The organism is Streptomyces sp. NPDC088124 (assembly GCF_040685895.1).
Classification (GTDB): Bacteria; Actinomycetota; Actinomycetes; order Streptomycetales; family Streptomycetaceae; genus Streptomyces.
In genome coordinates this window covers 1-6,800 of record NZ_JBFBJB010000120.1, presented here as the reverse complement: position 1 = coordinate 6,800, position 6,800 = coordinate 1, and the positions used below count along the sequence as shown (strand labels likewise).

Here is a 6,800-nt window from a genome sequence, read left to right as displayed (position 1 = left end):
AGGGCGCGGGCGGCATCGACGGGGGTGTAGGCGTCCTTGCCGTAGGCCCAGGTGCCGTGACTCGGCTTGAGGGCCATGACGAACGGCAGTCCCGCCGCGGCGAGGGCTCTGCGGAAGCCGTCCTGGTCGCCGTAGGCGCAGTCGGCGGCCACGGCCCGGAAGGCCATTCAGACCGACACCGTGGAGCCCTCGCTGACATGGGAAGGATCGGATCGTAGGGCGAAGACGCGAGCTGAGAAAAAGAGACCTCCCCGGCGCAGCGCGATGCTGTACCAGGGAGGTCTCTTCGGGTGCCGGTCGGTGCGGATCAGGCTGCGGTGGGGGCGTACATGCGGAACTCGCCGACTGTACTGCGGTATCCACAGCCATCTCGGCGTAAGTAACACTCGATCGGGTCTTCATCGCGGAACCCGTGGTCGTCTGGAATGACGCGGCCTGGGAAATGGTCGTTGTCCGGCGGGGAGACGCCCCTGAAACTGAAGCTCCCCCTACTCATGCTCTATCCTCGCTGTGCTTGCGGTCGATCTCCTCGACGCGCGTGACCAGCCGTGCGACCGTTCGGCGCGTTGCCTCGACTGCCTCCCGCAAAACCTCCTCCAAGGCCTCGCGCATGCGTATGGGTTCGTGCTCGTTGGCACCCGCACTGGCATCGCACAGGACGACGCCGTCCAGCGTCACGGCGCCGGTGACCATGACGGCGCCGGACGGTACCTCGCCCAGGGAAGACGGCATGTCCTCGGCTGTCGCCCGGCGCACCCAGACGTCGACAGTGTAGCCCTCGTGAACGAGTCGGGCGCGGCCCTCGAAGTCAAGGCGGAAACCCGGGTCACCGGCGGGGTTCGGATGGATCTGCTGCAACTGCACACGGGCCTCCGAGCGATGAGGAACGGAACGGGAAGAAGGGGTAGGCACGGCCGGGGCGAAGACGGACCCATAGAGGCCATGGCGGTCACGACGCACCGCCCTCCAACTGCTCAATGCGGTCGACGACGTAGCCCGCCGCGTTGCCACCGATGTCGGCATGGAACAGGACTTCGCGCAGAACCGCCAGTTCGTGGGCCGCGATCTGCTCATCAGTCGCACCAGCGCGGTGAAACTGACGGATTGCGGGCGTCTTCTCGGGCGGAGGGCGCTTGATCACGATGCACCGTCCTCGGCCACGTCCGCGCCGGCGCGCACGTTGTACCGACCGTAGTTCATGACGCCTCCGTCCATGTGTCGTAGCGGACGGCGCGCTGCACGAGACATGTCTCGGGGTTCATGCCCCGATAGCGCACGAGGCGGCCTTCGGCTTCACGACGGTCCGTCGTCGGGTCGAGGATCGCCTCGTCGGGCGTCTCGTGCTCGCGGGATCCCCAAACGGGACTTGGCGGCGGTCAGTATCTCTTCCGGGGCCGGCAGGTTCGGGTACATCAGTGGGTCTCCTTCGAGGTGTTGGGAGGTTGGGGGCCCTTCATCCGGCCAGTTCACGCTGCAGCACGGAGATCCCCTCCGGCCCGGTGTGCAGCAGTTCAGCCTGGAGGCGCTGGGCCGAGGCGAGCACGAACCGGGCGGCGTCGGCGGCCCGGATTCTTCCTCCCGGACGAACTCGTGCGGGTATAGGGATCGTGCGATTTCCAGCACGATACGGCGCAGGTCGGCCTCCGGCGGTGCCGTGATGGATCGGGTGGTGATCCGGTTGTCGAGCCCGCGAACGGGATTGTGTACGAGGTCCGTCCGCCACAGTGCCCGATTGAGTTCCAGAGCAGCGGTGCTCTTGCCGGTGTCGGCAGGACCCGAGATCTCCAGAAAGCTAGTAGGCTGTCGCGGCTTAATTTCTCTGTGTGGTTGGGTAGAGGTGGCGCAGTTTCACGCGTGCGTCGTCGGTGGTGAAGTGCCAGTCGACTTGGCGCTGGTTGCTGTTGGTGTACTGCTGCCAGGCGGCGAGTTCGGTGTTGAGCACGGCGAGGTCGTCGATGCGGCGGTCCAGGCACTGGCGGGTGAGTGCGGATAGCTCGATCTCGGCGATGTTGAGCCAGGAGCCGTGTTTGGGGGTGTGGTGGATCTCCAGGCGCTGGGCCAGCGCGAAGGCCCTCGCCGGGTCGAACGCCTCGTAGAGCGAGGCTGTGGTGTGGGTGATGAGGTTGTCCATGACCAGCACGACCGTGGCGGCATCGGGGTAGTTCACGGTCAGCAGGTGCTCGACCTGGTGCGCCCAGTCGACCCTGGTCCGGCGGGACTGCGCGTCCACGCGCCGCCATCCGCGCAGCGGCTCGACCCAGCAGAAGATCGAGCAGGTCCCCGAGCGGACGTACTCGTTGTCCTCGCGCCGGTCACGGCCCGGCCGTGCGGGAAGCGGATCGCGGACGTGACCGAGCAGCTGGTACGGCTTCTCATCCATGCACACCACCGGGCGCGCCGGATCGAAGGGTCGGCGGTAGACCGCCAGGACGTCCTCCATCGCCGCGGCGAAAGCCGCATTCGCAGTCGGCGGGATGGTCCAGCACCTCTTCACATAAGGACGCAGTTCCGTTTTTTTAAGACCCGACCGATCGTGGAGTGGTCCAGATCCGGGATGTCCTCGACCAGCGCGACGTGCTTCTCCAGCAGGCGCAGCGACCACCGAGCGTGTCCCTTGGGCGGCGTCGAGCAGGCCAGCGCGATCAACCGCGCCTCGATCTCGCCGGTCACCGCGGAGGGTACCGGCGGGAGTGCGCGTTCCTTCCGGCCGACCGTGGCCCACACATCGCCACCGGTCTCCGCGTACCGCTTCGAGATCAGGCGGACCGAATCGCACGAGACCCCGGCCCGGTCCGCGATCACCACCCGCGGAGCGACCTCGCCGGCCGAGGTGTCCAACGCGAGCAGCACCCGCGCCCGCCTGATCATCGACGCGCTGCGGACCCCTGTCGTCGTCACGCGCTCCAACGCCCGACGATCTTCGGCACTCAACGCGACCGGATACTTCTTCTGCGAGGACACGGCACCCCTGCCCGGCCGAACGGAAGCGACCAGTGACGCTCGCTCGGCCCAACTCCACCAACCAGGAAGACACTTAGTCGCGACAGTCTACTAGCCGAATACCGCATCGGCGAGGTCCGGTCCCCGCCCGTCGATGATGTCGGGAGTCTTGAGGCCGTGCCCCTCCGCTCGACCGTAGTACCCCGGCTCGCCGGGCTCCGCCTCGACTCCGAGTACGTGGACGAGCTCCTGCAGGACTGACGCGAGCCGCGGCGCGTTGGCGGCATGGATGACCGGGTGGGGCTCGCCCCGGAAATCGCACAGACCCCACACGTCATGGTGCACGGACAGTTCGGCCGAAGGGCCGATCTCGTCGGGTGACACCATGAGTTCGACCAGCCCAACTTCGCCTACCGCTGGGGAGACGACCCGGTACGCGCGGCACAGCCCGAAGAGGTCACCGTCCGGAACTGGTCGATCATGCGCGCCGACTCGCCGATGAGCGCGGTGGAGACGGCTCCGCCCACAGCAGGCGTCCTCCCGCTTCCAGGAGCGTGGTGCGCGGCACCGTTCTGGCGATCGCCGACGGTAGGCTGATCGAACCCGTCATGGCTACGGCTGTACGAGAGTGGCCCGATTCCCCCGCATCTGTCGTGGGGGAATCGCGCCACCTTCGTGCTGTTCCTGTCAGCCGTCAAAGCGTTTCCCGGCGACGTTGGCGATGAATCCGGCGAACGACGCCGGGCCGAAGAGGAGCGCCGGTCCGGTCGGGGCTTTGGAGTCCCGGATGGCGACGCCGTGGCGTGACGTGGTGGTCAGGTCGGCGACCTCGACACACTGACCCTGCGCGTCGCCGCTGTAGGACGACTTCGTCCAGACGGCGCCTTCAAGATCGGTGGCCAAGAGGCCCTTTTTCACGGTCACTTGTGCAGTCCTTCCAGATATTCGTTCATGAGATCCCGTGATTCGTCCACGGGAAGTGCGATGGAAGCGATGTGGTCGAACTCGGTTTCCAGGTAGCCGACTTGCTCAAGGTCGTACGTGTGCGACCCGCCCATGGGGTTGTCCACGCTTGCGACGGGTGTCCAGGGGTGCTGGAAGGTAAAGATCGTCATCGAACCGTTCGATCCGTACGACGGGTGCGCGGTCAGCGGGACGATCTGGAGTTTGATGTTCGGCATCTGCGAGGCGTCGAGCAGTTTGCGCATCTGGTCTTTCATCAGTCCGGGTCCCGACTCGAAGCGGGCGTGGAAAGCCGATTCGGGGATCAGCCCGTGGAACTGGACGGGCTTGCTTGTGCGGGTGAGAACTTCCTGGCGAGCCAGCCGGACGGTGACCATCGGCTCCGTCGCCTCCGTCGTGGTCCGCGCGTGCGACAGGATCTCGCGGACGTAGCCGTGCGACTGGACGAGTCCCGGAATGACCTTCGGATGCTGGATGCGTATGGTCTGCGCTTCTGTCTCCAGCTCGATGAAATCGAGGTACGCGGGGCTCATGAGGCTGGCATACGGTGCCCACCAGCCACTGCCTGCCGGCTCCTCGGCGACCTTCGCCACCTCGTCCACGGCGGCCTGATCCTCGACTCCGAGTTTCTTGCAGAGCTCGCGCACGTCCTCGCCGGAGATGCGGTAGAGGCCTCGCTCGATACGGCTGAGGCGGGTGGTGTCCCAGTCCATCAGCCGGGCGGCATCGCCGGATCGCATCTCCCCGCGCCAGCGGCGTAGTTGCGCGCCAACCCGACGTCGTTTGATGGTCGGCGTCGCTCGCTTCTGAGTCATAGACGCAGTGTGGCACGTCGTGGACTGATCTGACGACGGGACAGACGTTCGCCTCTTTTCGAGAATTTCAGCATCCGTATTGCGCCCCAACCGCCAAAAGGAGCAAGCTGTTTGTCGAGCGGGATCGCGGTTGCGCGTCAGTGCGTGACCATTGGTGACACACGGTCAATCCCGTTGGCATGGAGGTCGGGCGGTTCCGCCGTCGGCCGGATGGTCTGTCCGCTTTCGCACTCCCTGGGGGACGGACCATCACTCTCTCCCTCAACGACGGAGACGACGATGTGGAGTAACAGCCCGACACGGCCGGACACCTCTGACAACAAGCGCCACGGCTACTGCGGCGGCGGCTTGTCGCGGGTTCCCGAATTGCCCGGCCTGCGGCTGCCACGCCTGCGGAAGGCTCTCAACGAGCCGGCGATCGCCGACGGCGGCAAGCGGCCACTTGAAGAAACCCGATCCAGTGGATGGACGAGCACGCGGAGCGGCGATTCGAACCCGCCCGGCTGCACCGGACCAGCCAGGCCGGCACAAAGTTGGAGAGGACCGCATGAACAGCTTCGGACGCACCCGACTTTCCGCCGAGGAATGGGACCTGTGGTGGGACAACGAGAGGACCCCGCGGCTCGTCGGAGATGTGGAGGAACGGAAGTTCTGCGACCAGATCGGGCCGGCGTCCGGCACGGTCGCTGTCGACATCGGATGTGGCAACGGCCACTGGACGCGAATGCACGCCGTCGGGTACGACTTCTCGCCCGCCGCGATCGACCAGGCGCGCGCAGCCGGCACACACAGCAGGCTGCGGTACGACCTGTGGGACGTCGAGGCCGACTCCATCCCCCGCGGCATCCGGCCCGGCTCCATCGACGTCGTGACCTGCCGCGATTCGCTGGCGTTCCTGGACCGTGAACGGTTCCTCACCGACGTACGGCGATGGCTTCGGCCGAAGTCCGGCGCGCTCTACGTCATCACCAAGGCCGATTCGGTCGACGCCGAGTACCAGCAGAGTGATCCCTTCGAACGCGGGCTGACCCAAGACGAGATCGACCGCCTCAGAGACGGCTGGACATACTCCACGACGTACACAGTCGGGCCCCGCACCGCCGTGGTGCTGCGGGGCCCGGCATGACACAGCCCCGCCCCTTGCCCTACGCCGGGCCCGATGCCCATGACGGGGCTCGGTGCGGGGGCCGGCCCCAACTCCCGGTATGACGCGGCCGTGCGATCGCACCCGACTCCTGCCGATGAGCTGAGCGAAAAACGCATTGTGTTCGGGGAGACGCGGGATCGGCGTGGCCGCCCGTCCCGCCCCGGATGTCACCACTGTTCGACGCAACGAATCAGGACAGGAGCCGAGGGGCAATGAGGGTGATTCAGGTGATAGAGACGAGTGCGGGACCCGCAGCCTCCATTCCGGTGGAATGCCGGACGTCCGTCGACAAGTTGGCCGGAAACCCGGCGACGTGGGAGAAACGAAGGGACCAGGCCTCGGTTGCGATGTGGAAAGTGAGCGGGCCACAGGGGACCTGCGCGGTGAAGGTCGGCCGGGTCTCGGGAGCCGCCGTGGTGGCCCGTGAGTCCGAGGTGATGCTTCGCCTCGGAGGCCTGACTCCGGCGACGTCATACAGCCAACACGCCCAGTGGGGTCGCGCCGAGACGCTGGCATGGCTGGGTGACACCATGGCTGAACGGTGAGACGACGTGGCAGCTGTTCCAGGACGCGCGGGACAAGAAAGGCAGCTACGAAGGCCCCCTTAAGGCCGCCGTGGACGTGTGCACGGCGGTGGGACAACTGCACCAGGCCGGCTGGGTGCACAGCGATCTGCAGCCGCATCACACGATCCACATGCCCGACCGTATGCGCCTGATCAACTGCTCGTGGGCCTGGCACATGAGCCTGCCACCGTCCTTGGGCTACGGCGGCGGGATAGTGCACTTCTTGGCTTCCTCCCCCTCGTAATCGAGGGGGATTCCTACGGCTCGCACCGTGGGGGTTTCTGCTTCATCGCCGACTGCCCGTCCGGAGAACTCCGTTGAGGTCTTACACCCGCTCCACAGACTGTCACCGCCAGCCCGGCGGCCAGA

The 6,800-nt window shown here is 66.4% G+C and carries 9 protein-coding genes; 2 read left to right on the top strand and 7 right to left on the bottom strand.

The features are described from left to right. Positions 1–492: 492 nt before the first annotated feature. The 7 genes from AB0P17_RS43035 to AB0P17_RS43005 form a co-directional block, all read right to left on the bottom strand. Positions 493–864: a hypothetical protein gene (locus tag AB0P17_RS43035; RefSeq protein WP_365820556.1), complete on the bottom strand. Its 372-nt coding sequence runs from the start codon at positions 862–864 to the stop codon at positions 493–495. Positions 865–949: 85 nt separating this feature from the next. Continuing rightward, positions 950–1,141, bottom strand: coding sequence for a hypothetical protein (locus tag AB0P17_RS43030; protein WP_365820554.1), 192 nt, complete (start codon positions 1,139–1,141; stop codon positions 950–952). A gap of 669 nt (positions 1,142–1,810) precedes the next feature. Continuing rightward, positions 1,811–2,494 (bottom strand): IS630 family transposase, encoded by a 684-nt coding sequence (locus tag AB0P17_RS43025; protein WP_365820552.1) that lies wholly within the window; start codon positions 2,492–2,494, stop codon positions 1,811–1,813. After that, positions 2,491–2,898 (bottom strand): helix-turn-helix domain-containing protein, encoded by a 408-nt coding sequence (locus AB0P17_RS43020; RefSeq protein WP_365820550.1) that lies wholly within the window; start codon positions 2,896–2,898, stop codon positions 2,491–2,493. Before AB0P17_RS43020 ends, AB0P17_RS43025 begins: the two co-directional genes overlap by 4 nt. Positions 2,899–3,051: 153 nt before the next feature. Next, complete coding sequence (locus AB0P17_RS43015; protein ID WP_365820549.1) at positions 3,052–3,327, bottom strand: hypothetical protein; 276 nt, start codon at positions 3,325–3,327, stop codon at positions 3,052–3,054. 300 nt (positions 3,328–3,627) lie between these two features. Then, positions 3,628–3,864 (bottom strand): DUF397 domain-containing protein, encoded by a 237-nt coding sequence (locus AB0P17_RS43010; protein WP_365820547.1) that lies wholly within the window; start codon positions 3,862–3,864, stop codon positions 3,628–3,630. After that, the gene (locus tag AB0P17_RS43005; RefSeq protein WP_365820546.1) at positions 3,861–4,718 is read right to left on the bottom strand and encodes a helix-turn-helix transcriptional regulator; all 858 of its coding nucleotides are present in this window, start codon (positions 4,716–4,718) and stop codon (positions 3,861–3,863) included. The genes AB0P17_RS43010 and AB0P17_RS43005 overlap by 4 nt, the downstream gene beginning before the upstream one ends. A 547-nt stretch (positions 4,719–5,265) precedes the next feature. Between AB0P17_RS43005 and AB0P17_RS43000 the strand changes: the two genes are divergently transcribed. After that, the gene (locus AB0P17_RS43000) at positions 5,266–5,844 is read left to right on the top strand and encodes a class I SAM-dependent methyltransferase (protein WP_365820544.1); all 579 of its coding nucleotides are present in this window, start codon (positions 5,266–5,268) and stop codon (positions 5,842–5,844) included. 543 nt (positions 5,845–6,387) lie between these two features. After that, a complete protein-coding gene (locus AB0P17_RS42995; RefSeq protein ID WP_365820542.1) occupies positions 6,388–6,675 on the top strand; it encodes a hypothetical protein in 288 nt (95 codons plus the stop codon). The last annotated feature ends 125 nt before the right edge of the window (positions 6,676–6,800 follow it).